Origin of the sequence: Rhizobium sp. PL01 (genome assembly GCF_033447125.1) — a bacterium.
Classification (GTDB): domain Bacteria; phylum Pseudomonadota; class Alphaproteobacteria; order Rhizobiales; family Rhizobiaceae; genus Pararhizobium.
Genome location: NZ_JAWQUM010000001.1, coordinates 1 through 26,250 on the forward strand (window position 1 = coordinate 1; position 26,250 = coordinate 26,250).

General features: G+C 58.8%; 19 protein-coding genes, 1 tRNA gene and 1 rRNA gene. 12 read left to right on the top strand and 9 right to left on the bottom strand.

Translation table 11 applies throughout. The features are described from left to right. Positions 1 to 98 (top strand): 5S ribosomal RNA (gene rrf, locus R6X40_RS00005); the annotation flags it as partial. Between the two features lie 279 nt (positions 99 to 377). Beyond that, positions 378 to 454, top strand: a tRNA-Met gene (locus R6X40_RS00010). 757 nt (positions 455 to 1,211) lie between these two features. Here the strand turns inward: R6X40_RS00010 and R6X40_RS00015 are convergent. From R6X40_RS00015 to R6X40_RS00035, 5 genes are all read right to left on the bottom strand, one after another. Beyond that, positions 1,212 to 4,202, bottom strand: a complete 2,991-nt coding sequence (locus R6X40_RS00015; RefSeq protein WP_318409940.1) for an autotransporter domain-containing protein — start codon at positions 4,200 to 4,202, stop codon at positions 1,212 to 1,214. 195 nt (positions 4,203 to 4,397) lie between these two features. After that, positions 4,398 to 5,990 (bottom strand): arylsulfatase, encoded by a 1,593-nt coding sequence (locus R6X40_RS00020; RefSeq protein ID WP_318409941.1) that lies wholly within the window; start codon positions 5,988 to 5,990, stop codon positions 4,398 to 4,400. A 115-nt stretch (positions 5,991 to 6,105) separates the two neighbouring features. Beyond that, positions 6,106 to 8,514: an arylsulfatase gene (locus R6X40_RS00025; RefSeq protein WP_318409942.1), complete on the bottom strand. Its 2,409-nt coding sequence runs from the start codon at positions 8,512 to 8,514 to the stop codon at positions 6,106 to 6,108. A gap of 105 nt (positions 8,515 to 8,619) precedes the next feature. Beyond that, a complete protein-coding gene (locus R6X40_RS00030; RefSeq protein ID WP_318409944.1) occupies positions 8,620 to 9,597 on the bottom strand; it encodes a transporter in 978 nt (325 codons plus the stop codon). A gap of 36 nt (positions 9,598 to 9,633) precedes the next feature. Further along, positions 9,634 to 10,431, bottom strand: coding sequence for a hypothetical protein (locus R6X40_RS00035; protein ID WP_318409945.1), 798 nt, complete (start codon positions 10,429 to 10,431; stop codon positions 9,634 to 9,636). Positions 10,432 to 10,613: 182 nt separating this feature from the next. Here R6X40_RS00035 and R6X40_RS00040 point away from each other — a divergent pair, with 182 nt between their 5' ends. Further along, complete coding sequence (locus tag R6X40_RS00040; RefSeq protein ID WP_318409946.1) at positions 10,614 to 11,333, top strand: Crp/Fnr family transcriptional regulator; 720 nt, start codon at positions 10,614 to 10,616, stop codon at positions 11,331 to 11,333. 24 nt (positions 11,334 to 11,357) lie between these two features. Here R6X40_RS00040 and R6X40_RS00045 read toward each other — a convergent pair whose 3' ends face one another. Both R6X40_RS00045 and R6X40_RS00050 read right to left on the bottom strand, forming a co-directional pair. Next, positions 11,358 to 12,545 carry a hypothetical protein gene (locus R6X40_RS00045; protein WP_318409947.1) on the bottom strand — a complete coding sequence of 396 codons (1,188 nt, stop codon included), beginning with the start codon at positions 12,543 to 12,545 and terminating at the stop codon, positions 11,358 to 11,360. Positions 12,546 to 12,735: 190 nt separating this feature from the next. Further along, positions 12,736 to 13,167 (bottom strand): hypothetical protein, encoded by a 432-nt coding sequence (locus tag R6X40_RS00050; protein ID WP_318409948.1) that lies wholly within the window; start codon positions 13,165 to 13,167, stop codon positions 12,736 to 12,738. Between the two features lie 291 nt (positions 13,168 to 13,458). Between R6X40_RS00050 and R6X40_RS00055 the strand changes: the two genes are divergently transcribed. Both R6X40_RS00055 and R6X40_RS00060 read left to right on the top strand, forming a co-directional pair. Next, positions 13,459 to 14,796, top strand: coding sequence for a DUF1214 domain-containing protein (locus R6X40_RS00055; protein WP_318409950.1), 1,338 nt, complete (start codon positions 13,459 to 13,461; stop codon positions 14,794 to 14,796). Position 14,797: 1 nt separating this feature from the next. Then, positions 14,798 to 16,291, top strand: a complete 1,494-nt coding sequence (locus R6X40_RS00060; RefSeq protein WP_318409952.1) for a DUF1254 domain-containing protein — start codon at positions 14,798 to 14,800, stop codon at positions 16,289 to 16,291. Between the two features lie 98 nt (positions 16,292 to 16,389). Here the strand turns inward: R6X40_RS00060 and R6X40_RS00065 are convergent, their stop codons facing one another. Then, positions 16,390 to 17,454, bottom strand: coding sequence for a LacI family DNA-binding transcriptional regulator (locus R6X40_RS00065; RefSeq protein ID WP_318409953.1), 1,065 nt, complete (start codon positions 17,452 to 17,454; stop codon positions 16,390 to 16,392). 242 nt (positions 17,455 to 17,696) lie between these two features. On the opposite strand from R6X40_RS00065, the gene R6X40_RS00070 reads away from it, so the two are divergent. From R6X40_RS00070 to R6X40_RS00100, 7 genes are all read left to right on the top strand, one after another. Continuing rightward, a complete protein-coding gene (locus R6X40_RS00070) occupies positions 17,697 to 18,674 on the top strand; it encodes an autoinducer 2 ABC transporter substrate-binding protein (RefSeq protein WP_318409955.1) in 978 nt (325 codons plus the stop codon). 99 nt (positions 18,675 to 18,773) lie between these two features. Further along, positions 18,774 to 20,288: a sugar ABC transporter ATP-binding protein gene (locus R6X40_RS00075; protein WP_318409956.1), complete on the top strand. Its 1,515-nt coding sequence runs from the start codon at positions 18,774 to 18,776 to the stop codon at positions 20,286 to 20,288. Continuing rightward, on the top strand, positions 20,281 to 21,282 hold the full coding sequence (locus R6X40_RS00080) for an ABC transporter permease (RefSeq protein WP_318409958.1): 1,002 nt from the start codon (positions 20,281 to 20,283) through the stop codon (positions 21,280 to 21,282). The genes R6X40_RS00075 and R6X40_RS00080 overlap by 8 nt, the downstream gene beginning before the upstream one ends. Then, the gene (locus tag R6X40_RS00085) at positions 21,279 to 22,274 is read left to right on the top strand and encodes an ABC transporter permease (protein ID WP_318409960.1); all 996 of its coding nucleotides are present in this window, start codon (positions 21,279 to 21,281) and stop codon (positions 22,272 to 22,274) included. Before R6X40_RS00080 ends, R6X40_RS00085 begins: the two co-directional genes overlap by 4 nt. 4 nt (positions 22,275 to 22,278) lie before the next feature. After that, on the top strand, positions 22,279 to 23,127 hold the full coding sequence (locus R6X40_RS00090; RefSeq protein ID WP_318409962.1) for a sugar phosphate isomerase/epimerase family protein: 849 nt from the start codon (positions 22,279 to 22,281) through the stop codon (positions 23,125 to 23,127). Positions 23,128 to 23,191: 64 nt separating this feature from the next. After that, positions 23,192 to 24,673, top strand: a complete 1,482-nt coding sequence (locus R6X40_RS00095; RefSeq protein ID WP_318409964.1) for an FGGY-family carbohydrate kinase — start codon at positions 23,192 to 23,194, stop codon at positions 24,671 to 24,673. Next, a complete protein-coding gene (locus R6X40_RS00100) occupies positions 24,670 to 25,371 on the top strand; it encodes a class II aldolase/adducin family protein (protein ID WP_318409966.1) in 702 nt (233 codons plus the stop codon). Before R6X40_RS00095 ends, R6X40_RS00100 begins: the two co-directional genes overlap by 4 nt. A gap of 33 nt (positions 25,372 to 25,404) precedes the next feature. Here the strand turns inward: R6X40_RS00100 and R6X40_RS00105 are convergent, their stop codons facing one another. Continuing rightward, positions 25,405 to 25,968, bottom strand: a complete 564-nt coding sequence (locus tag R6X40_RS00105) for a dual specificity protein phosphatase family protein (RefSeq protein ID WP_318411236.1) — start codon at positions 25,966 to 25,968, stop codon at positions 25,405 to 25,407. Positions 25,969 to 26,250 lie beyond the last annotated feature (282 nt).

Sequence of the window (26,250 nt, forward strand, 5' to 3'; positions counted from 1 at the left end):
GGTGGCTGCACCCGTTCCCATTCCGAACACGGCCGTGAAACGCCCCTGCGCCAATGGTACTCCGTCTTAAGACGCGGGAGAGTAGGTCGCTGCCAGGTCTATTAATGGCAAGAAAATACCAAATCATCTTCTCGACACTCAGTCGGCTCTGCCGAAAAGCAAGGCCGCCCTCAAGCGGCCTTTTTGCTTCGGTATCATAAGCCGGATAATGAAATATCGCAGCTGGACCAATGTCCAAGTGCACAAGCGACAAGTTCCTAAGAACGTGCGCTGGTAGAAAAGGCGATAAATCCGCAGGATTTACGCTGGTAGAACCAACATTCGGCGAAGCCGAATGCACAAACGCGACAGATCCCAGTAGGGATTTGCACGGATAGCGCGGGGTGGAGCAGCCCGGTAGCTCGTCAGGCTCATAACCTGAAGGCCGCAGGTTCAAATCCTGCCCCCGCAACCAAATCAAAAGCCCCAATAGCGAAAGCTAATGGGGCTTTTCTGCGTTTGGGGGGGAATTCGCAGGTCACCTCGATCGGCTTCACTGCCATGCCAACGAAGGCCGAGATAGCATTGCGTTGGGCGGGCAAGGGGGTATGCGGGACAATGTCCTTGCCAAGCAGCTCTGGCTGTCGTTCACGTACGGGAAGGTCTTGTTCCCACGCAGGCAAGACCGTACCCGAGGACCGCGTTTGTATCGGTCGATATGTGAGCGTCTACCACAGCCGACGTGCGTATTCTTCTCTGGGCCGGCAGGCGCCGGATACGGCTGACGTCAACGTGCTCATGCTAGTGGTATCGGCTGCATAATCAAGGCGGAGATACCCGCAGCAAAACGTTCCAAACTGTTCAGGCAAATCGAACACCTGTGTCCGCAGATCTGGCGGCGATCCGCACTTCCGCTCCATTAATCTTCGGATCGATGGAGGCACGCGTTGAAGACCTTCGCAGCGACTGGGCTATCCGGACTTTTGCTGCCCCAAACTCCTTGGAAGTATCGGCAAGCGCGGGCATGAATAGGGGAGCAGCCTTAACCGGATTCCGATTGCACTCGCGTCCCCGAAAAGCCGCCGCCAGGTGAACAATGGCTGCGGCGAAGGTCCATGCAAGGCTACCCAAAAACATGACGCGCAAAAGTGTGCAGTGGTTTTGCGCACAACGGCATGCGTAAAAACAAGGACCTGATGCGCGCGCGCAATTCTGAAGGATCGCGATGGGCTTTAAAAGTCGACCAGCAGGTTTGCCTGCGCCGCATTCGACTGCATGCCATTGGCGAATTCGCCTGAATAGGTGAGTGTCAGGCGTGCGGATTTGGAGAGCTCGGCGGAAATGCCCGCTTTGACGACCAGGGCATCGCGTGGCATTGCCACGCCTTCAATCATGAACGGCGTACCACCAGAAAAGGCGAGGCGGGAGGATGGGCTCAGGTCGCCAGCGGCGTGCCGCCAACCCAGCATGCCCGTCAGAGCAACGGGGAGTTCGCCGGTTGGCAGATCGGCGGAAAAGCGGACGCCCGCCGTCGCTATTGTGACCGCGTCCGAGCTGCCGGCAGCTGACAATGCCGCCGCACCGCCATTTTCCTTGAACCCGTCGGTATTGAGATGGATGTAGGCGAGATTTCCGAAAGGCTGGATGCTGATGTCATCCATCCTCAGTGTCCAGGAAAGATCCCCGAAAACCTGTGTGGTGGCGCTATCATAATTGGCTGTCAGGCGGTCGGTAAACGTGGCAAACGAGACGCTGCGATGGATTTCCGCCTCGTTGCGCGCGTAAATGGCACCGCCGGTGAAGTCCAGCGGGCCGATATCGCCCGATGCATAGAGACCGGCGTGATAGGACTCAGCCCGTGCCTGCGGCTCCATCGAGAGATGGCTATATCCGAGCAGTCCGCCCAGACGCCATTGATCGGAAATCGCCGCATCGACCCCTAAAATCGCGCCGGCAGCACGGCCATCGACGCTTCTCGCGTTGCCGTCGCCGGTGATGTTGTTTGCGGCGAGGAAGCTCGATGCCCAGAATGCCACATCGTCGGTCTGCGCGGAGTGCCGCCCGTTAGAAAGAGACATCCGGTCGATGATCGCGTCACGTTGGAAACGGCTCTCCCACAACAGTTCGCTCTTGAGGGAGGCATGAACCTCTCCATTTAGCTGCGAGAAGGCACTGCCAGCGGTTTGCGCGTCCAGTGGCAACACAGCCAGAAAGAGCGGGTTTCCCACCCCCAGAGCCTCAACGGCAGCCGCCGCTACGCGATCATTCGCGGTCGCTGCGACATCTGCAAAGAGCACGTCATTGCGATCGAGATCGAGATTGACCGCCGTGGGGCTGTAGGTCAGCGTCGGCGACAGGAAGGCAAAGTTGTTACCGGCAATTTTGTCAAAGGTGCCGCTAACACTGCCGGCGGTCAGGAGCGTGTAGTCGTTGGTCAGGCCGTAGGTGCCGCTTGCGGCCTTGATATCCAATGTGCCCCCTGCGATCACCAGCGCGCCGGAGGCATTCACTCGATCGGAAAGACCGGTCGCGTCAATATCGGCCTCATAGGTCGAGCCGCTCTGGAATGTCAGGTTGCCATTGACCGCCAGTGTCTCGATACCCGGTCCAGGTGCAAGGATGCCGCCGGCATTGACCGACAGTCCGCCCGCGACCCCGCTTCCGGACAACAGCCCGCCGTCAAAGACGTCGATCGTACCGGTGACTGTTCCCTGGTTGATGAACGTGCCGCCCGTGACCGAAGCTGTACCGTTGACCGTGCCAGAATTGGAGAACGTCCCGTCGCTGTTCACCAGCGATGCGATCGTTCCGTCATTCAGAGCAGTGCCGGCGTTTGCAACCGCGCCTGCAGTTGCGCCACTATTGTTGGTGAACGTGCCCTGCGTACCGATGCTGACGTCATGGAGCGCCGCGTTGTTGACAACGTTGCCACCGTTTACCGCCGTGGTGCCGCTGACCGTGCCGCCTCCATTGTTTGTGAAGGTGCCGGCGTTGTTCTCAAGGGATGCGACCGTGCCCGCATTCGATACGGTGCCTGAGTTCCGGATTGCGCCCGCCGTGGCACCGCTGTTGTTGACGAATTTGGCCACGGCTTCGACGTCAGCGTCCGAAATGACGAAATTGTTCGCAACGGTTCCGCCGGAAATCGTCGTTTTTCCCGTGATCGTGCCACCGGCATTGTTGGTAAAATTTCCGGCAGTGTTTGAGAGTGAGGCAGCCGAACCGGCATTCGATGCGTTTCCGGCATTCGTAACCGCACCGCTACTCGCGCCCGTTGCATTGGTGAAGATGCCGCCCGCGCCAACATTGACGCCGTTGAGGGTCGCATTGTTGGTGACGCTGCCGCCGGCGATGGTCGTTTCACCCGTTACCACGCCGCCAAAATTGTTGACGGCCGCCCCGGCGTCATTCTGGAGCGAGCCGATGGTGCCCGCATTCGACACGGTTCCGGAGTTGCGGATTGCACCTGCCGTCGCACCGTTGTTGTTCGTGAACGCAGCAGCTTCTGCGACGTCCGCGTCCGTTATGATGAAATTGTTGGTAACCGTTCCGCCTGAGACCGTCGTTTTTCCGGCAATGGTGCCGCCGGTATTGTTGGTAAAGTTGCCTGCAGTGTTCGTCAGGGCTTCGAGTTTTCCGGCATTTGATGCCGTTCCATCATTGGTCAGTTTGCCGGCGGTGGCGGTGCTGTTGTTGACGAATGTTCCACCGGACGAGACGGCGACATCGCCAACTTTACCGTTGTTGGAGAGCGACGTGCCTGTACCGACCGTTGCACCACCGAGTGTGCCATTCACAGCGACGTTTCCGTTGTCGAGTGTCAGCTGGCCGTTGAGATTGCCATCGATGAACAGGCTGCCGCCGTTGAGGTCCACATCCGAGTTCAACACGCCGCCCGCGTTGATGCCAACGCTGCCCGACGTGATCGTGCTGCCGTTCTTGACGGTGAGCGCGCCCGTATTGGTGACCGTGAGATTGCCGCCGTTCACGTCCAGCGTGCCGATCGAGATGTCGTTGGTGACCTGCGGTGAGCCAGTGTTGACGGCGGCTGTATCGTCCCCTGCCGGTAGGACAGGGTTCCAGTTCGAGCCGTTGCTGAACTCGTTGTCCGCACTGCCCGACCATACGGACTGAGCAAGAGAGGGTCCAGTCAAGGCAACGGAAACCAACGCTGTGACAAAGCCCAGACGCCGCGAGAATGCTGGAAGCAGTGGAGTTGTCATGGATCAGCCGATGCAAATTGGTGCCGCCAATCATTGGCGCAATAGGTACCAATCCTTATCCAGCGCTGGTTAATGAATATTTAATCTTTTCAACCAGCTCGCCATTTGGTTGCACTATTTTCCGCGAGCCGCATGTCCCGATGCCTTGGAATCCGGCCGCCCGCTCAGGCAGCCGGTTGAAATGACATTCCGGCACTACTGTCCCAATCCGATATTCTTCGGCGGGTACTTCTTGTAGGTGGCGGCGTGGGCCTTCATTTCGGCGGCCATCGATGCCAGGAACGCGTTCATGCGGTGGCCGACCGGATACTGTTCCTTGGGATCGATATAGAGGTTGAACAGCCATGGCGCGAGGCCGACGTCACTGACGGTGGTCATGTCGATGTTCAGCCATTGGGCGTGTTCCTGCACAACCTTCAGGTGGATCTTATACTCGTACATGCGCATGGCCATGAAGTTCTGCTCGTTCCAGATATAAACCTTCTCGCGGTTGGACTGACCGTTATCGGCAAGCAGAAACGAGGTCTGGTCGATGCCGTCGATGTAGCGATCGGCCGGGATCTTGGCGCTGGCACCTGCCAGATGCAGTGACGTGTTGAACAGGTCCATGAGATCGAAGAGATCATCGCTCTCGCGGCCGGGTTTGATCATGCCGCGCCAATAGGCGATGCCGGGCACCCGCACGCCGCCTTCCCAGGCCGACCCTTTGGCACCACGGAACGGCGTATAGCCAGCATCCGGCCAGGTATCGAGTTGCGGGCCGTTGTCGGAGGTCACGAAAATGAAGGTGTTGTCGAGCACACCGGCCTTGTCGAGCGCATCGACGATCTCGCCGATATAGGCATCGACCTCGACCACGTCATCCTTATACGGATATTTGCTGGCGCTTTTGCCTTCGAACGCCTTCGAGGCAAAATTGTCGGCGTGCACCTTCATGAAGGCATGCTCGAGGAAGAACGGAGCGCCGGCTGCGGCAAGCGTCTTGATCTTTTCAACGCTGAATTCCTTCAGCATCCGGTCGCCCTCGGCCATCTTCTCGATGCTGTCGATCTCCTCGACGTCTTTTGTTTCGCCGCCCTTGAAGCCGTGCACCAGGGCGGTACTCGAACCGGTCTTGCGCAACATTGCCAGCCGTTCGGGATTGAGAACGAGATCGGGGTATCCGCGTTTGTCGACGCCCTGGCTGATTTCCTTTTCTGCCTCGTAGAAACCGTAGAATTCATCGAAGCCGATATCCTGCGGCCGCATGCCGACGCTTTCGCCAACATGCCATTTGCCGGACAACACAGTCGTATAGCCGGCCTCGCCAAGGATTGTCGGAAGCGATGTTTCATCAGCCCATGGGTTTTTGGTGATCTTGTCGCCCGCCAGGATCGGCCGGGTCAGGCCGGTGCGAACCGGCAGTCGTCCTGTCAGGATTGCCGAACGCGTCGGTGTGCAGGTGGCCTGCGAGTAGGTCGAGGTCAGACGCAGTCCCTCATGCGCCAAGCGGTCCATGTTCGGGGTTGCCGCCCCGATGGCAGCGCCGCCACCATAGGCGCCCGGATCGCCATAGCCCATGTCGTCGACAACCAGCCAGACGATGTTGGGGCGCTTGCCTGCCTGCGCCAGAAGCGTATCCAGTTTCTTCTGGGCGGCAGCTGCCTGGTCGGCGTGCACCAAGGCCGGCTCCATGCTTTCGCTCGTCCTCTCGGCCTTGGTCAGCACCGATTGCGCTGGCGCAAAGGTGGGGATCGCGGCAAGGATCGCGGTCTGCAGCACAAGGGTGCGAAGTGTCTTGAGGTTCATGTCAATCTCCCGCTCGTCGGTTTACTCGCAAATTAATCGGCGCCTGCGCCCCTTTGACGGGGCGAAGGACATTCCAGTGGTCCCTGCCGTTGCGGCAAGCCTGTCGTGCCGATCCCTATTTGACCAGTTCGACCTTGACTTCATCGATCTTGCCGGTGAATTCGAAGGGGCGCTTGTCGGCATAGACGGGTGATACCGGTGAGCCGAGATCGGCCCCCACATCAAACGATTCCGTTGCTGTGAAGGCGGCCGGAACAGTGCGCGCGACCGTGGTCCTGGCGGCCTCCTTGCCGTCAACCTTGATGACGACTTCGCCCGGGCCTGCCGGTTTCGGGATCGAGGTGGAGATTTCGATCTGGTGCTTGCCGGCTGGGATCTTGCTGGTGCGCGCCTGATAGTTTTCGATGATCATCATATTGTATTCGTAGACCAGATGTCCGTCATCCATGTAGACGGAGAGACCGCCGCCAGCGCCACCGACCGCGTAGAGCACGCCGTTAGCGTTATCGGAGAACTCCGCTTCGATCTTCACGTCGGTGCTCTCGCGTCCAACACCGGGTGCCGCAAACTCCGGCATACGGCGTGTCGTCTGGCTGAACGTCCACTTCGAATAGGGCGACTTGATCCGGTCTTCCGGATGCAGACGCAGCCAGTTTCCTGCCCCGATCGGGAAAGCCTTGTTGTCTTCAGCCAAGGCCAGGAATCGTGCCTTCAGTTCCTCAAGCTTCTTTGGATCCTTGGCGGCAAGATCATTGGCTTGCGAGAAATCCGATTTCAGATTGTAAAGTTCCCACTGATCCTTGGCGGAATCCCAGTTGGCGAGACGTTTGACCGAAGCGGGCGTATCCCAGGGAATGAACGGTCCCGGAACGTCCGCAAACCATCCATCCAGATAGATGCCGCGGCTGCCGTTGTTGTCGAAGAATTGCTCCTTCTTCTGTGTCGGAGCATCGGCATTTGCGAATGTGTAAGCAATGCTTGTCCCGTCGATCGGCAACTGATCGTAACCGTTGACGACTTTCGGCGGTGTGATCTTCAGGATGTCGTAGAGCGTCGGAGCGATATCGTCGACATGGGAAAATTGCTGACGGAACTTGCCGTCAGGCTTGATATGTCCCGGCCAGGAAATGACCATGGGATTGCGTGTTCCACCGAAATAGGAGCCCATCAGTTTGGTGCCCTTGAACGGTGTGCCGCCAGCCCAGGCCCAGCCCGCATGATACATGTTGTCGGTCTTGCCGGTGCCCAGCGCATCGAGGCCACCGATCTTGTCCAGCGCCGCCATCTGCTGCTCGACCGTGTTGGCGATATTGTTCTGTGCCAGAAGCTCGCTGATCGACCCTTGTTGCCCTTCGGCACTCGAGCCGTTGTCACCGAAAATATAGATGATCAGCGTGTTATCCTTCAGGCCGCGCTGCTCGATGCCGTCGATGAGGCGGCCGACTTCCGTGTCGGTGTGTTCGACGAACCCGGCAAAGATCTCCATCAGGCGTTCTTGGAAGGGGCGCTGTGCATCCGGGATGCTGTCCCAGGATGCCATGGTAGCATCGCGTTCGGTCAGCTTGGTATCGGCGGGAATGACACCCATGTCGAGTTGACGTTTAAAGGTGCGTTCGCGATAGGCATCCCAGCCGGTGTTGAACTTGCCCTTGTATTTCGCCGTCCATTCCGGAAACGTGTGGTGCGGGCCATGAACGCCGCCCGGTGCCCAATACATCAGGAAGGGCTTGTCGGGATCGAAGGCGCGATAATTGTCGAGCCACTTCAGCGATTTGTCGACGAGATCGTTGGTCAGGTGGTATTTCGGATCGTCGTGCGGCGGCTCGACGGCATCGAAATTCTCGGTCAGGCGCGGTTCCCACTGCGAGGTTTCACCGCCGAGAAAGCCGTAGAAATATTCAAAGCCATAGGCGTTCGGCCAATGATCCTTCGGGCCGATGGCGGTCGTTTCGATGGCCGGCGTGTTGTGCCATTTGCCGAAGGCAGAGGTGTGATAGCCATAATTCTTCAGCACTTCCGCAAGGGTTGCTGCCGTCTTCGGGATCACGCCTGTGTAGCCATCGAAGGCAACCGCACGCTCGGCGATCGTGCCGGAGCCGACGCGGGTGTGGTTGCGGCCGGTCAGCAAAGATGCCCGCGTTGGCGAGCAGATGGATGTCGTGTTGAAGCCGGTATAGCTGATGCCTTCCTTGGCCAAGCGTGACAGGGTTGGCGTGTGTACTTCCCCGCCAAATGTTTCCGAGATGCCAAAGCCGACATCATCCAGAAGCACGATCAGAATATTGGGTGCCTTTTCCGGAAGCCGTTGCGCTGCTGCCGGCCATTCCATGGTGGAATCCTGCAGCCGGGGCTGCGCCACGCCCTTCATCGGTTCTGCCGGGAAGGGCAGTACCGAGCCATCGGTCGGGACGGATTGAGCGAAAACGGGGAAGACCGCAGACGCGAGACCGATCGCCAGCGAAAGCGTGACGGGTAGCAGGGATCGCCCGGCAATCCGCTCGATATTGAGTTTCCTGGTCGACATCACAGTTCCTTTTCTAACGCGGCGTCTGTTTGATCGCCGCAAGGCCTGGGTTGGGATGATTTATGATACTCCGTCCGATCGTCCTCGACCGTCCATCCTTATTTTTCAGAACGAGACATTGGCCGAGACCTGGAAAATGTCGCTTTCAAAACGGCGCTTTGCTGCAAATTCATGGGTGTATTTCACCTTGAAATTCACCGGCGTCTCATCGAATTTCGTCGAGTAGTTCAAAATTGGCCCGATGCCGAAGACCCGGGCCTTCAGGCTTTTCGCACCGATCGTCGACCGGAATGCGTCAGCACCGGAGCCGCTGTCTTCGCCGATCTGGCTTGAGGCATATCCGGCGACCCCGAGCGCAAGTCCGTTCGGCAGATGCTGCAGGATAGCACCTTCAAAATTGAGGATCGGCGCCGTCTTCCAGTTTGTTGCCTTGTTCTCCAGCGGGAATTCAAGGCCGAGGGCGCCCGAGAATTCGAGACCGGCGGAAGGGTCGAGATAGGTTGCCGAGATCACCGGCATGATCGTCAGGCGATTTTTGCCGAAGTTGAGGAAATTGTCGATCTCGGGCGGCGGCCCGACATTGACCGTCGAGGAATTGTACTTGCCCCAGGGCAGGAAGAACGAAACACTGGCGCTGTAATGCAGATTGCTATCATGCCAACCGACGAGGCCAGTGATGATCGGATCGCTGAACCCGGTATTCTTGTCCTCGACATTTCCGTTGAACCTACCGACGACGCCGGAAGCATCCAGTGTGCCGGTGCCACCAGGCAAGGAAACGACAAATCCGGGCGTGCCGCCAAACAGTTCAGCTTCGAAGAAATGGGCGATGTCGAGCCGGTAGAGAGAAATGTCGACTTCTGGATTGGCGACCGCGAAGCCGCCAATTGGAAGCGTAGGTCCCTTGCCATGCCAATAGAAGAAATTGTTGGTGATGATCGTAGAGCCAGGCGCACCGACGATACCGGCAACCGTATCACGGCTCCCCAGCAGATAAGCCCCGGTCCCACCTTCGAGGGCGTAGGCTGATACGGTTGAGGCTGCAAGGATTGAGGCTGCGGCCCAAAAAATTTTGATGGTCATAAATTTCCCCGGCGTCTAGGCACTTCCCTGTTTCGTTCAACGTGAGGCGAACAGGAATTTTATGGTCGCTCGAATAGTATCGCTTGGCGCGATCTGACTATCGGCGAAGTTGTGTTCATACTGCAAGCTGAATTGTACCGGCTGCGTGCCAAACCGTTCAAGCTTTGACAGTTGTACGCCGAGCGGCAAACTCGAGAAGCGCCCGTATTCCCAATCATAGGCGATCTGCATTTCGGAAAAGCCGATCGACCATCCTTGCCCGAGCTTGTGGTTCAGGATCGGCTGAAATGTGCTGACATTGACGTCGGCCTGGCCGAGCGCTTGCTCGCCACCAACATGGAAAAGGTTTTGGTTGAAGAGGCCAAATAGAAAATCATCAGACGGTCGGGCGGTAAAGCCGAATGCTGGACCGACAGCCCATTGATCCGAGCCCCGCCACTGACCGCCGGTCGGCAGCAATGCGACCGCGCCGGCACCCCAGCGTCCCCAGGATTCCTCGAATGTCATGAGATTGAAGACGGTGATGTCACCCAGGCCGCTGTCCAGCGCCGGATGCTCAGTGATGATCGGGGCGGTGATCCGAAAGATGTTGTTGATACCGCCAAGTTCGAAGGGAATGGCGGCGCGCAAGGCGACCGAATTGTCATGGCCGCCGTCCAGATGATGGTAATCCGGCGTGTACCAATCGCCGATTTGCAAGGACGTCACGGATGCCGTCGGGTCATTCGCGGCCTGGTCGAGCGATTGTCCGCCACCGGGCTCCTGGGCAAGTGCCGCCAAAGCTGCCGCACGCAAAGAGGCGAAATGCTTGGTGGTATGAGGTTCTTGGTTCAAGTCCGGTGGCCCCGGTTCCGCCATTCCATTCCCCAATGTATTTCTAATATTTTGCTATGATAGCGTGGATTTTTAGGCGACATTGCTCAAAGTTGTGCAATGTCCCCGAATTTACGATGGCAGATTGAGTGTCCATGACAATCGTTGCAATTGGTCGACAGCGATATCGGGGGAGGTCGTCCATGCCAAATGGTTCCGAGAAAGACTTTTTGCGGGCGACGGATTGGTTGAGCAAAGCGCCAACGTCGTTTCAGGATTCAGTGCTGGCGCGCGGTTATCTTTCCCTGTTTCCCCCCGGCAGGATGGTTTGCGACATTGGAGATCCGCCGGGCGCAGTGATGGGGGCCGTTTCCGGCTATGCGTCGGTGTCGACGGCGACGCCGGATGGACTGCCGCGCCTGGGCCATATTCTGCGCCCCGGCGACTGGTTCGGCGCTGCCGCTGTCCTGACGCGCGAGCCACGCAACGTTCGTGTGACGGCTCAGGTTCCGCTGCAGATGTTCGTTTTGCCCCTACGCGAGATCGACATCATTCTCAATGATGTTTCCAGCATCCATGATGCCTGGAGGCAGTTTGCGCGGCTGGTTGTTTACAACCAAAACGTCGCGGTTGCGGCTGCGCGTGACCTGATGATCCGGGACGCCAAGGTTCGCTGCTTTGCGGTGTTGCTGCGGCTGTGCGGATACAAGCGCGACACACCTTTGATGGAGAGCAAACCGGAACTTGAATTGACCCAAGAGGAACTTGCGCACCTCGCCAATATGTCACGCAATGCCGTCGGACCGATCCTGCGTGAACTGGAGCGCGCTGATATCATTGAAATTGCCTACAAACGGCTGACCGTTCTCAGGCCCCAGTTTCTCATCGACTGTGTCATTCTCTACGAACGCGATCATCCCTAACGCCGCCGCCTTGATCATGGAAATCTAGAGCAGTAGCAATTTCTTCAGAACGGAGAAAACTTCCTTGTAGGGCAATTGCGTTGCGCCGGCGGCGGCAAAGGGCAGCAGGGCTGCCGCCGCGACCGGAACGACTGCTTTCCGGCTGATCAGCATGGTCGAGAGCTTTCGGGTTGCCTCGAACAGTTTGGACGGATCCTCGACATCAACCTGTTGCTGTGCCTCGGCCGGATCGTTGGCAACCAGGTTCTGGCCCGCAGTCTTGCGTTCCGCCTGCCGCTGGTAGCGGGTAGCCTGAGCCCCCAGCATCAGCAACCCCTGTTCTTTCAGGCGTGCCAAAGGCTTTGAAAAAGCCGACAGCGGATATGCGAACAGCGCCATGACGATGACCAGCCATCCGGCCATAATCATGCTGAAGGTTTTAGCATCGACGCCGGTCTGCAGAACATGCTTGGCAAGGGCGGCAGCCACCGCCGAACTGATGCCGAAGACGAAGAAGACATAGGCATTTGGATAGTCAGCGAGGAAAGCGAGACCCGCCTTGCCGTCTGGATGCGTGGCAACAAGGCGAAGGTCGAGAGAGGCGATCTTGCGAAGCAGTTGTGCCCAGACGAAATGGCGCCAGATGCCGCGTGTAAACAGGAAAACGAACAGTGGCAGACTGACGAGAACGCACCACCATCCGGCCAGCGTGATCGCATTGCCCTCCGGCAGGTGCGTGACCGCCCACGAGGATTCGCTGATTGTGTGGAAATTCAGGAATGAGCCGACCGCGGCAATCGCCGCCAATATCAGGCAAATGATCTCACCAATATGCGAATCCCGTCGTTTCAGTGCGGTATTCACGGCTTTCGCGGCTGCCGGAACGGCAGCGGGGGCGATGAGAGGCGCGCGAAGAAATTGCGTCAGCTTGAGTCGAAGGCCCCGTTCGACCTGCTGCTCCGCAAAGATGAATGCGGCGATGCCGATGATGAACTTCGCCCAGACAGCCGGATCGGAAAGAAACGAGTTCTGGTCCTGCGCGAGCGAAAAACTGCCGGGAAGCGTCAGAATGAACGGCACGCCCCAGGCCAGGGCGACGAAGATCAACGTCCGTCTGCCAACATTCAATGCGTTGTGATGCAGGAGTTTCAGCCGGTGCTGCAACTCGTAGAACGGTCCGCCGCGTGCAGCGAGAAACTCATGGATGCCAGTGCCTTGAACGCTGTCTGTCATGGTTCCGTCACTCGTTTGTTTGCGTGAACGATCTGGTATCTGTAGCCTGCGCCATGCTTTCAGCCGCAGTCACCGGCTACATCCCACGTGGTCAACGGCCCATGGGATGTCTGACAGTTTGGCCAACCGCAGCGACCCTTCGCCTTTTAGCAAACGGTCGTCTTGACTGCTCCGGCTAGCGTGGCCGTCCTCACCGCGGGACGCAGTAATCCCAGTAACCGCGGGTCATCGAGCTGTTGGACCAGTACCAGCACAGTTCCGAACTTGGCGGGGAGGGTATGGTGCTCACGGCGATGACGGTGCCGAGTGCCACGCCGGCAACAACGGCACCATAATAGGGGCGGCGGACCCAGGGGCGAACAGGCCGGCGGACAACGACGGTCGTTTTCTTCACCACGGTATTGTTGCGAACGACCGGAGCTTTACGCACGTTGCGGTTCACCGTGGTGTTCTTGTTCACTCGAACATCCCGATGGACGGTTTTTCGCTGAACGACCTGCTCAACCTGACCAAACGTCGATAACGAGATTGCTTCCGGCGCCTGAACTATCGGCATGGCAGCGGCGGCAATCGGTTGTACGCTTATCAAGACGGCCGTCAAAAGTGACAGGGCTTTTTTCATTGCGGATCCTTCGAACGGAGTGCGATGTTTGCGAGTGTCTGAGTGTATCAGTTACAACTACAACGCTTTTTTCCGGCCAATTGCCCAATGCTGTGCAATGTAAGAACAAAAAACCGAACAGCCATTGCGATTTTTCATCACTGGGCTGAACCGCGGTAGCATAGTGAGCTTGTCCGCCAATGGCCATTTTCGGCCGTCCGGTCGGGGATTTGACGTCCTTCGTTACTGTTACGTACTTGCTGCCGATCGATTAAGGCGGCACCATCCGCTGCATAGCTGGAGACCCTTACAATGTTCGTCGCTCTCAACCCTATCAAACCGTTGACCCTGGTAACTGCGGTTGCCCTATCGTTGACGTCTGCGGCGGGGGCCTTGGCCGCGCCGGTGGCCCCCAACTCCGAAACCTTGACCGATGCCTATGTCTACCTGCTGGGGCGTGCGCTTGTGGTTCGCCAGGAGGTCGGTGACCTCAAGGAAAAAGGTGTCCGGTTCAACACCATCAAATACAACCCTCTCGGCTCGGCCGATTTCGTCAATCCGAATTTTGACGTTGCCTATCTTGAAGCCTGGTTCGCAGTTGACGAGCACTCCGCGGCGATCTTGGAAGTGCCGGATATCGAGGGCCGCTATTACACGGCGCAAATTCTCGATGAATGGGGCGAAGTGATCGCCAATATCAACGAGCGCACAATGCCATCCAAGCCCTTTGGAAAATTTGCTCTCGTTTCTCCAAACTCCAAGGTCAAGCTGCCGAAGGATGTGATGCCGATCATCCTGCATTCGAACAAAGCCAAGATGCTTGGCCGTGTCGAATTGAAAGGCGATCCGCAAGGCGCTGAAAAACTTCAGCATGCCTTCAAAGTCAGCGTCATCGGAAAGCCCAAGATTGCCAAGCCGCCGGTGTTGGCTGCGTTCGACAACAAAAGCCTGATCGGTGTTGATCTTTTCGACAACGCGAACGGCCTGCTTGCCAGCGCCCTCGACGTCGCGCCCAATGCCGCCGAGCTGCAGGCGAAGGTCCACGCCGTGGCGAATTACGTGTCGTCGGGAAAGGATGCGCGCGCGGCGGTTACCGATCAGCTGAAGACGATTGTGCCGAAATTCCAGGAAGACGTCCTGACGAAGACCGCACCCTACAAGAATCACTGGCTGCGTGGTGCTTTCGGCGGCAATTACGGAACCAAGTTCGAGCAGCGAACAGCTGCCAATTATGCCGGCATCTGGGCGAACAATCCGGCTGAAGCAATCTATTTTCCCGCCAGCCGCGATTCCAACGAGAAGCTGCTCGATGGCAGCAAGAACTACGTCATTCATTTTCCGGCTGATGCCCTGCCGGAAAAGGTTGTCGATGCCTATTGGTCGGTCATTCTGGTGAGCGTACCGGACTATCGCGTCATTCCCAACGATCTCAAGCGTTACAACTTCAACAGCTATTCCGACCTGAAGAAGGAGCCGGACGGCTCGCTCAAAATCGCTATCGGACCGAAGCCGGTTGCTGGTGTTGCGGAGTCAAACTGGCTGCCGTCGGCGCAAGGTAAGCCGTTTTCTCTTACCTTCCGCACCTACGTACCAAAGGATGTCGTCAAACGATGCGAGTGGACGCCCGCTCCCGTGACGGAGGTGAACTGACATGGATACGAAGAACAGAAGCCAGCGCTTTCCTTCGCATCTCCGCACCTCATTGTTCTTTGCGGCGTTGCTCTCGTTATCGGCTGCGCAAGCTGCAGAACCGCTAACGCTTTCGCCTGGCTGGAGCCGGGCGCTTCCACCGGGGCCTGACATCCGCGTGAAAATCACGGAGGCCTATGCCAAGCAGGTCGGACGCGATGCCTATTTCTGGGCCTGGCCCATGGTCAACGTCTACAACCGGCGGCTTGCCTATGCGCCGCTCAAGGCGCCGGTCAAGTCCGGCCCGCTGGTGATGGCACCACTGAACACGTTTGCCATGCTGACCGACTACGTCGTGGCGGAAGAGCGCATCGTTGCCTGCCCCAATCAGGATGTCGTCTATGGTGCTGGAGCGCTGGCGCTCGACAAGTCGGCCGTCGTTGTTCAGGTGCCCGATTTCGGTGACCGTTTCTGGGTTTACCAGATGGTCGATCTGCGCACCGACAGTTTCGTGCAGCTCGGCAAGATGTATGCGTCGACGCCGGGCTTCTACCTGCTCGTCGGTCCTGACTGGACGGGTGAGGTCCCGAAGGGCATCACCAAGGTCTTCCGCTCGCCGACACGAACGGGGTTTGTCGCGCCGCGCGTCTTCATGGATGACACCGCTGAAGACCGCAAAGCCATCCAAAGCGTGCTCCGGGAAATCATGATGTACCCGGTCGATCAGTTTGACGGAAAGATGAAGTCGACCGATTGGTCCAAGCTCCCTGGCGGTGGTGATGAAACGGCCCCAGCTGGCGAACAGGAAGTCAAATGGGTTGATCCGGAGAAGTTCTTCGACGAGCTACCGATGGTGCTGGCCGACGCACCGCCATTGCCGGGCGAGGAGGCTCGCTATGCCCAGATTTCAGCTGTGCTCGAAGCCGCCAAGACCGATGCCAAGATCAAGGCTGCCCTGACGGAAGGTGCAAAAGATGCGGACGAGAATATCGTCACGCCGTTGTTCCAGTTTCGCAATTACGGGCAGCAACTGCCACATCACTGGAGCACGATCTCGAACGAAGCTGCCTTCGGAACCGACTATTTCACCCGCACGGCGGTTGCCAAGTCGAATATCTTTGTCAACTCTCCGAACGAGACCAAATATTTCTATCAGGACCTCGATGCGGCTGGTGGGCGATTGAGTGGGGCAAAGAGTTACACGGTGACCTTTCCAAAGGGAGAAACGCCGCCGGTCAACGGTTTTTGGTCGATGACGCTCTACAATGAGCACCATTTCTTCTCACCGAATGACCTGAAGCGCTATTCGCTCGGTACCAAGAACAAAGATCTGAAGTATGGCGAGGACGGCTCGTTGACCCTCTATGTCCAGGCAGCTTCGCCGGGGAAAGACAAGGAGGCAAACTGGCTGCCTTCGCCGCGGGAGGAATTCTCTCTTTACATCAGATCGTACTGGCCCAAGGCGGCAGTGATGGAAGGTTCCTGGACACCGCCCGCCGTGGAGCTTCAGAAGTAGACGTCAAGGGCTTTCATCAACTGGTCTTCGGGCCAGGCCCGAAATGATCGAAGACATCGGCTCATGCCGAACGCCGCCATCCCTCTGGCGGAGGCCGGTCAGGCGTCGATGTCGCGGATGGAATCGAGCGGGCCTTTGAGCGCGGTGCGGGGATGGACCAGTTCGGGCTGGATCAGGTGGATTTTGACGGCGGGGCGGGCTTCTTCGATCAGCTCGAAGGCCTTGGCCAGCATGCTTTCGGTATCCTGACGGATCATGATCACCGGAAAGGGCAGGAAGGAGCCGAAAGGGTCGTAGTCATAGCAGCCAACGACGATATCGGCGAAGGTCTCGTGCGGATGCTGCGCCATGAAGCGAAGCAGGCCTTCGAAGTTGATCGATGAGTTGATGAAAAGTCCACGCGGCAGTTTCCCCTCGCGCTCGTAGAACGCTTCGAAGGCCTTTTGGGTCATGTTCGGAGAGTAGCCGGTCGGCTGGATGCAGGCATCGCTGTCATGGCCGAGCAGTTCGGTCTTGATGTCGCGAAACCCCTTGATGCGTTCGCGGCTGGCATGGTCGTTGCGCCCGCCGAACAGGAAGAGTTCCTCCGGCTTCAGCGGGACGGCTGCGTCGTCGAACCGTTTGATGATCGCCTGCGTCAGCATTCGGGCGCCCTGATAGTTGTCACTGATGACCGAGGGGGCTTTTGTTCCGGGAAGGTCGATGTTGATATGGCGGATACCCGCCGCTTCGCAAAGGTCATGGACGCTATCGGGATCGGTGGCGCCGGCGATGAACAGCTCATCGATCGAATAGGAAATCAGCGTTGCGACCGTCGCCAGTTCTTCCTGCGGGTCCCGCGAGGCGCTGACGACAACGGGGCACTTCCCGTGACTGCGGACCTCAGCCTCGAAGGTCTGCGCCATTGATGAGAAGTAGCGGTTGTCGTGGACGGGCAGCAGCAGGCCAACGAGGCCGGAGCGGGAATTGCGCAGGCCGCGGGCCTGAAGGTTCGCGGTATACTGGTGCTGTTCGGCAAGGTTCTGGATGAGTTCGGCCGTGCTCTCCTTGATCCGCCGCTTGCGCCACGTGCCATTCAGCACGGCGCTGACCGTCGAGGCGGAGCAGCCGGACAGGACCGAAAGATCGTAGATCGTCGCCTTCTTTTTTCCCTGATGTTTCATCCAATCCTCCTTTCGTTTCCTTAGTGCCAATTTCCTCTTGACGAAAGTTTAAATCCAAAACATATTATTTGCACCATCGATTGTGCAAAAAAGAAATATCGATTGTGCAGCGAGGTCCGCTTGAGGAGGCGGTAACGTGGAGGATGCGATTTCCAGCGCCGACCTGAGGTGAACTGACAGCGACCGCCACTCTTGCGGCCTGGTCCTGTTGCCTGCGCGGAAACGTTTGGAGGAGGAAGAGCATGAAAAAGTTTATGATCGCAGCGCTTGCTGCATCGCTGTCGCTTGGCGTTTCGTTTGCGGCACTGGCCGCCGACAAGGTCGGCGTTGTTGTCAAGATCGGCGGCATTCCGTGGTTCAACGCCATGGATGCCGGGATCAAGGAGCAGGGCGCCAAACTCGGTCTCGATGCCTTCATGGTTGGCCCGACCAGCGCTGATCCGGCGCTGCAGGTGCGCGCTATCGAAGATCTGATTGCGCAAGGCGTCAAGGTTATCGGTGTCGTTCCCAATGATGCCAAGGTGCTTGAGCCGGTTCTCGCCAAAGCCAAGGAAGCCGGCATTTTCGTCATCACCCATGAATCGCCTGGTCAAAAGGGCGCCGACTGGAATTTCGAGCTGGCTTCTTCGACCGGTTTTGGTGAAGCGCATGCCAAGCTCTTGGCGGAGAAGATGGGCGGCAAGGGCGAATATGCCGTGTTTGTCGGCTCGCTCACCGTTCCCCTGCACAATGCCTGGGCTGATGCGGCTGTCGCCTATCTCAAGGCCAATTATCCCGACATGAAGCTGGTCGGCGAACGTTACGGCGTCGCCGAAGATGTGGACAAGAGCCGGTCTACGGCGCTCGATCTGATCTCGGCTCACCCGGATATAAAGGGATTCCTTGCTTTCGGTAGCCAAGGTCCGATCGGTGCCGGACGTGCGGTTGAAGAACGCCGCAAGACCGGTGAAATCTTCGTTCTCGGGCCATTCTCGCCCGGTCAGGGCCAGAAGCTGATCAAGTCCGGTGCTATTTCCGGCGGCTTCATGTGGAATCCGAAACAGGCTGGCGAGGTCTTCGTCACCATGGCCGATCGTCTGATCAAGGGCGAAAGTGTCAAGGACGGCGATGACATTCCGGGTCTCGGTGTGATCAAGCCGGCCGGTAACGACATCATCGTCGATCAGTTGTTGCCGATCAACAAGGATACTGTGGACGAGCTTGCAGGCATGGGCCTGTAACTTTCCCAAAATGGTTCTCCCGGGCTGCTGGGCTGGCTTCGGCCGGCTCGGCGGTGCCCGGAGCTTTCTGCCCGATTGGCATTTTCACAGGTTGATATCATGACGGACCGTGCGAGCGGGGAGAGTGGCCAAAAGCCGCTTCTGTCCCTGCGCAACATCAACATGACGTTCGGTGGCGTCAGGGCCTTGAAGGGCGTCAACTTCGACGTTCTACCGGGCGAGGTGCATTGCCTGGCCGGTGAAAACGGCTCGGGCAAGAGCACGCTGATCAAGATCATTACCGGCGTTTACCGTCCGCAGGACGGCGCGGTCATCGACTTCGATGGACAGACCTATTCGCACATGTCGCCGGTGACGGCGCAGAATTCCGGCATTCAAGTAATCTGGCAGGATCTGGCGCTGTTTCCGGAAATGACGGTTGCCGAGAATATTTCGTTCCAGACGCTGCTTGGCCGCTGGCCGCGGTTCGTCAATTACAACGGCATGCGCGAGAAGGCGATCACAGCCTTGGCGCGGCTTGGCGTGACGCTCGACGTCGACCGGCCGCTGAAGGATTACGCCATCGCCCAGCGCCAGATCGTGGCGATCGCCCGCGCGCTGGTTGGCGAGGCGAAACTCGTGTTCATGGACGAGCCGACCGCGTCGCTGACGCAATCGGAAACCGATCACCTTCTCGATATCGTCCGCACGCTGTCTGCTTCCGGCGTCGCTGTGGTGTTCGTCAGTCACCGGCTGGCCGAGGTGCTGGAGATTTCGAGCCGGTTGACGGTGTTGCGTGATGGCGCGCTGGTTGGCGTCTATTCGACTGAAGGAATGACCCAGTCGCGCATTACCGAGCTGATGACCGGCAAGACCTTCGACCAGACTGTTCGCGCTCGTGACGTCAGTGCCAATCCGGTGGTGCTGGAGGTCGAGGGGCTCTCCCGGCCCGGCCAGTTCGAGGACATTGCCTTCACCGTGCGGCAGGGCGAAACGCTTGGGATTACCGGGTTGCTCGGGGCTGGGCGCACCGAACTGGCGCTGTCGCTGTTCGGGATGCTGAAACCGCGCTCCGGAACCGTCAAGCTTGAAGGCAAGCCCGTTCATTTTTCGTCCAATCGTGACGCCATCGCAGCCGGTATCGCCTATCTGTCTGAGGACCGCCTGTCGCTCGGGCTGATCCAGCCGCAATCGATCGCCGACAATCTGGTGATTGCCTCGCTCGACAAGATCACATCCGGCGGGTTGTTGTCCGACACCCGCAAGCACGATCTCGTTGCCCAATGGATCGCCGATCTCGGCGTCAAGATCGGCCAGCAGGGCGATGCGATCTCGACCTTGTCGGGCGGTAACCAGCAGCGTATCGCGATCGCCAAATGGCTGGCGACCGATCCGAAACTGCTCATCCTCGATGCGCCGACTGTCGGTGTCGATGTCGGGGCGCGTGCGGGGATTTTCGATATCGTTGCGAAGCTGGCCGAGACCGGACTGGCGATCATCCTCATCTCCGACGAAGTGCCGGAGGTCTATTTCAATGCGGACCGCGTGCTGCACATGGCGCAGGGACGTGTCGTCAACCAGTACATGCCGGCGGACTGCTCGCTCGCAGAGATCGAGGCTGCCGTCTATGCGTAAGGTCGTTCAATCCCATGCAACGGAATTTGCGCTGCTCGCCGTCATGGCTGTTATCAGCCTGTTCCTGTCCCTCGCAACCGACCGGTTCTTCTCGCTCGGCAACGCGTTCGATCTGCTCAACACAAGCTCCGTCAACATCATCTTCGCCGTCGGCCTGCTGGTGGTGCTGATTTCCGGCGGTATCGACATCTCCTTTGCCGTCGCTGCTTCCGTCGTCCAGTATGTCGCGGCTCTTGCGCTCGGCTGGATGGGTGGCGGCGGCTGGATCAGCGGGCTTTTGATTGCCGGTGCGCTCGGCGTCTCACTCGGTGCGATCAACGCTTTCCTGATCCACCGGTTCAAGATCATTTCGATTGTCGCGACCATCGCCACATTCAATATCTATTTCGGCCTTTTGATGTTCTTCACCCGCGGGGTGTCGATCTACAATCTGCCGGATTGGCTGACCTCGCGCGTCGTCCTGTTCGAGCACGAAATGGCCGATGGCAGCTGGATCGAGATCACCCTGCCGGTGCTGGTCATGCTGATCTGCGTGGTGGCGACCTGGGTTTTCATCACCCGCACGACGACCGGACGGCAGCTCTATGCCTTTGGCGATAACCCGGAAGGCGCACGCCGGTTCGGCATCAATATCGGCGCGATGCAGTTCATCGCTTTCGGCTGGCTCGGGCTGATGGCCGGGATCGGCGGGCTGGTGCAGGCGCATTATGCCCAGGAAGTGGTGCCGAACGCGCTGTATGGCCGCGAACTGGATGTGCTGGCTGCGGTGGTTCTGGGCGGCGCGCGGCTTGGTGGCGGCAAGGGCTCTGTGCTCGGCTGCGTTCTCGGCGTGCTTTTGATCTCGATCACCCAGAACGGGCTCAATCTGGCAGGCGTCTCACCCTATGCCTTCAAGATGATCGTCGGCGCCATCATTCTCGTCGCCATCACCCTGTCCAACACCAGCATTGAAAAACTGCTGCCGTTCATGCGCCAGGAGGAGGGCCGCAAATGACCGTTATCCTCAATCGCATCAAGACGGCACTTGGGCCTGATATGGCCGGGCCGGGATTTGCACTGATCGCCGTGCTGGTGATCTTCAGCCTTGCCTCGCCGCAATTCTTCAGCCGGGCTACCTTCGGCTCCGTCGCCTTCCAGCTGCCGGAACTCGGGCTTTTGACCCTTGCGATGCTGTTGCCGGTGCTGACCGGCGGCCTCAACCTTGCGATCACCTTCACCGCTAATCTTGCCGGGCTGACCGTCGCCTGGGTTCTGCAGCAGAATGGCGGCGCCGATGCCGGACCGTTCGCCTTTTTCCTCGGATCCATCCTCGGGATTGGCGTCGGGGCGCTCAGCGGCGTGGTGATGGGGCTGGTGATTGCCTATACCCGCGCGCATCCGATCCTTGTCTCTTTGTCGATGATGATCTTTCTGCGCGGGCTCGGCGAGTTCCTGACGCGTGGCGGCGATGTCTCGGGCTTTCCTGCTTTCCTGCAGCCGCTCGGTCACGGCAGCATTTTGGGCTTTCCGGTGCCGCTGCTCGTCTTCATCGGCTGCGTGCTGATCTGGCATCTGCTGCTGACCCGCATGAAGCTCGGCTTCAACACCTATATGATCGGCTCGAACATCGAGGCGGCCCGCTATTCCGGCGTCAACACCCGCAAGGTCATCGTGCTTGTCTACACGCTGTCGGGTGCCATGTGTGCGATTGCCGGTATCATCATGCTTGCCCGGTTCAACTCGGTGCGCGTCGGCCATGGTGAATCCTACCTGTTGATCACTGTGCTTGCCTGCTTCCTCGGCGGCGTCAATCCGTTCGGCGGTTTCGGCCGGGTCATTCCGGTGGCTGTCGCACTGCTGGTGCTGCAGCTTCTGTCCTCCGGCCTCAATATCCTCGGTGCCAACCAGCATCTGGCGACGGCCGTGTGGGGCATCCTGCTCATCACCGTGATGATCCTGCGTTTTGCAGCGGGCCACTTCAAATCTCTCAAGCGAAAAAAAGGATAAAACCATGGAAGGTTTTGGCGTTCATACCAGCATGTGGACCATGAAATGGGACCGGGCAGGGGCGGAAAAGGCGATTGCCGCCGCCGTCAAATACGAGATGGATTTCATCGAAATCGCACTTCTCGATGCTCCGGCCGTCGATGCCGAGCATAGCCGCAAGCTCCTGCAGAAACACAAGCTGCGCTCGGTCTGCTCACTCGGCCTGCCGGAGGGTACCTGGGCTTCGGTGCATCCGGAAAAGGCCGTCGAGCATTTGAAGGTCGCCATCGACAAGACGGCGGATATGGGCGCGGAAGCGCTGTCCGGCGTCATCTTCGGCGGTATCGGCGAACGTACCGGCGTTCCACCGACGGAAAAGGAATATGACAACATTGCGCGCGCCCTGCAGGCGGCCGCGAAACATGCGAAAACCCGTGGCATCCAGTTGGGTGTCGAGGCGGTCAACCGCTACGAAAACCACCTGATCAACACGGCACAGCAGGCCGTCGACATGATCGAGCGCGTCGGTGCCGACAACGTCTTCGTGCATCTCGATACCTATCACATGAACATCGAGGAGAAGGGCGCCGCCAACGGCATTCTCGTTGCCCGGGACCACATCAAGTATATCCACCTCTCTGAAAGCGACCGCGGCACGCCGGGCTACGGCAACATTCCCTGGGACGCGATCTATGCAGCGCTTGCGGCCATCGGCTTCAAGGGCGGCCTTGCCATGGAAAGCTTCATCAACATGCCGCCGCAGGTGGCCTATGGCCTTGCCGTCTGGCGTCCGGTGGCCAAGGACGAGGCCGAGGTGATGGGCAACGGCCTGCCGTTCCTGCGCAACAAGGCGCGGCAATACGGTTTGATCTGACGAAGAAGGCTGTTCCCGCACCGGTGGGAACAGCCGCAGGGATAGGCAGTTGCGGGATACGGACATGGCGGACGGGCAGAGGAACGATCGAAGGGATGACGGGCAGCCGGCGACTGTCGCGGTCCTCGATGTCGGCAAGACCAACGTCAAGCTCAATGCCGTCACGGCATCCGGCGCCATCTTTGAGACGCTGTCTGTTCCCAACCCGGTGCTTGAGGGCGGGCCGTGGAGACATCATGACCTGCTGACGCTCAGTGATTGGGTGTTCGGCACGCTTGCCGGTCTGGCAAAGCGCCATCCGCTTTCGACCTTCGTTTCATCAGGCCATGGCTCCGGCGGTGTTCTGGTTGGCCCCGATCCCGATGCTGGTGACGGGACCGCCATGCCGATGATCGATTACGAGCAGGCTTTGCCTGGTGATATCCGCGCTCGCTATGCGTCCCTGTCCGGCTCGTTCTTCGACCGCGGCAGCGCGATGATGCACGGCGCGACCCACCATGCCCGTCAGATGTTCTGGATGCAGCAGGCGGCACCGGATGCCTTTTCCCGGGCGCGCTGGTTTCTGGGCGTGCCGCAATACTGGGCATGGCGGCTGTCGGGCGTTGCGGTGTCGGAAGCGACCGTTCTTGGCGCGCAGTCGCATCTCTGGAATGTCGCTGAACGGCATTGGTCGCCGATCGTCAGCAAGCAGAGCTGGCAAAGCCTGCTGCCGCCCTTTGCCAAGGCATGGGAGGCGGTCGGGACAATCCGCCCAGCACTGGTGCAACGGTATGGCCTGCCACCGGATATGCGGGTTCTTGCAGGCATTCATGACAGCAGTGCCAATTTCTATCGATATCAGGCGGCTGGGTTTGATGAGGCGGCCGTGGTGTCCACCGGCACCTGGATCGTTGCGCTCAGCGGCAAGACGCCGCTTTCCCGGCTGGACGAACATCGCGGCATGACCTGCAACAGCGATGTCGATGGCAATCCTGTCGGGGGTGCCCTGACCATGGGCGGGCGGGAGTTCACCCATGTCGCCGGCCGTGATGATGCCCATCTCAACGCTAATGCCACTCTCGTCAGCCGGATGATCGGGCAGGGCACCATGGCGCTGCCATCCTTTGGCGATGACGATGGCCTTTTTCCCGGCAGTGCGGGCAAAGGCCGGATTGCCGGACCTCAGCCAGCCGACACGGCCGAGCGCAAGGCCTTGGCCGTTCTTTATACGGCGTTGCTCACAGTCGAGTGCCTCGATGCGCTGGGAAGCAGCGGACGGGTGATCCTCGACGGCAGCTTTTTGCGCGATCCGCTCTATGCGGCGCTGGTCGCTGCGTTCAGGCCGCAGGGCGACACGGTTTCCAATCTCGATACCTATGGGGTCGCCTCGGGTACGGCGCTTCTTGCCAGCCATGGCACCCGGCAGGCACGCGCAGCAATAGCGCTCGAAAAACCGCCGGTTTTCGATCATCCACCCGCCGATCTCGCGGCCTATGCCCATCGTTGGCAGGCCATAGCCAGACAGGCTTCGAATTTCAACGTGCTTTACGAAAGGTCCTCCCAATGAGCACTCACCACACTGATATCGCAGCGCTGCGCCGCGATATGGTCGAAACTTGCCGCAGGATGAACTCCAGCGGTATCAACCAGGGAACGGCGGGGAACCTGTCCGTGCGTACGGGAAATGGCTTCCTCGTGACGCCGTCCTCGCTTGCCTATGACACGATGACGCCGGACGATCTGGTCGAGATGGATTTCGACGGCACCTATGCTGGCCGCCGCCCGTCCTCGGAATGGCGCTTCCACCGCGATATCCTGAAGAACCGGCCGGATATCAACGTCGTGCTGCATTGCCATTCGATCTATGCGACGACGCTTGCCTGCCATCACAAGACGATACCGAGTTTCCACTATATGACCGGTGTTGCCGGTGGAACGACGGTACGCTGCGCCGAATATGCGACATTTGGAACGCAGGCCCTGTCCGATCACGCACTGGTGGCGCTGAAAGACCGGCTCGCCTGCCTGCTCGGTCAGCACGGGCAGATATCGCTCGGCAAGACTTTGGAAGGCGCGCTTTGGCTGGCCATCGAGATCGAAACCCTGTCGCGCATGTATGTGCAGGCCTTGACACTTGGCGAGCCGCCGGTTCTGCCGGACGACGAAATGGCGCGGGTGATCGAGCAGATGCGCAAGATGAGCTACGGGCATGCGCCGGATGCCGAAGGGATCAACGACATCGCCCGGGCACGGGCTGCGTCCTGAAGCAACGGCGGCCGTCTCAATCTTGGCCGGTGATCAGCCTGAAAGGCCGTAGGCCTTCTCAAGCATTTCCCAATTCTCGTCCATCGCATAGCTGGGCGAGAGAAACGGGACGCTGAAATGGCCGAAGCGGATCGACAGTTGCCGCTCGGCCGTGTCTTCATCCACACCTGCGATCCGGTTCAGATAGAGAACAGAGGCAAGGCCGGTCCGGTCCGCACCAGATTTGCAGTGGATGAGAATGGGCTTGGGTGCGTCGCGCAACAGGGTGACGAGCTGCTGCGTTTCCTCCAGCGTCAATTGTTTGCTGGCGATCATTCTGAAGTCGATATGTTTGATGCCGAGGGCACGGGCAGCGGCGACTTCGTTTTTATACCATGCGGCGTTTTCGCCGCTTCCGCGCAGGTTGACGATGGTCTTGATACCATAGCGCTGCGCATAATCGGCCAATTGCAGCGCCGTTGGCTGGTTCGAACGATAGAGCGTGCCCGGCACGACCTCGGAAAAATTACCCGAGGCCTGAATGGCGAACAGATACGTTCCAAGTCCCACAGCTGCCGCGCAGCCTGCCAGTCCCACCAGCTTCAAGATCCTGTACATCATTCCACCAGTGATCGTTTCGGTGAGATCACTTTTCCCGTTCTGGCTGACAACAGCCTGAACAGCGTGTGATGATATCTGTGGCGACGGTGCGAGAGCGGCCGGGAAGGCCAAGCCGGGGATGTTCAGGGCAAACGCACCGAATTTCCTGTTTTCTACGACACCACGCTTGAATGTGTGAAATATATTTCATAGTATGAATTATATTGACACGGTTCTGTTGTTGCGATTATCTGCCCATACCGGATTTCGAGGAGGAACTCCGGTCTTCATTGGATCATC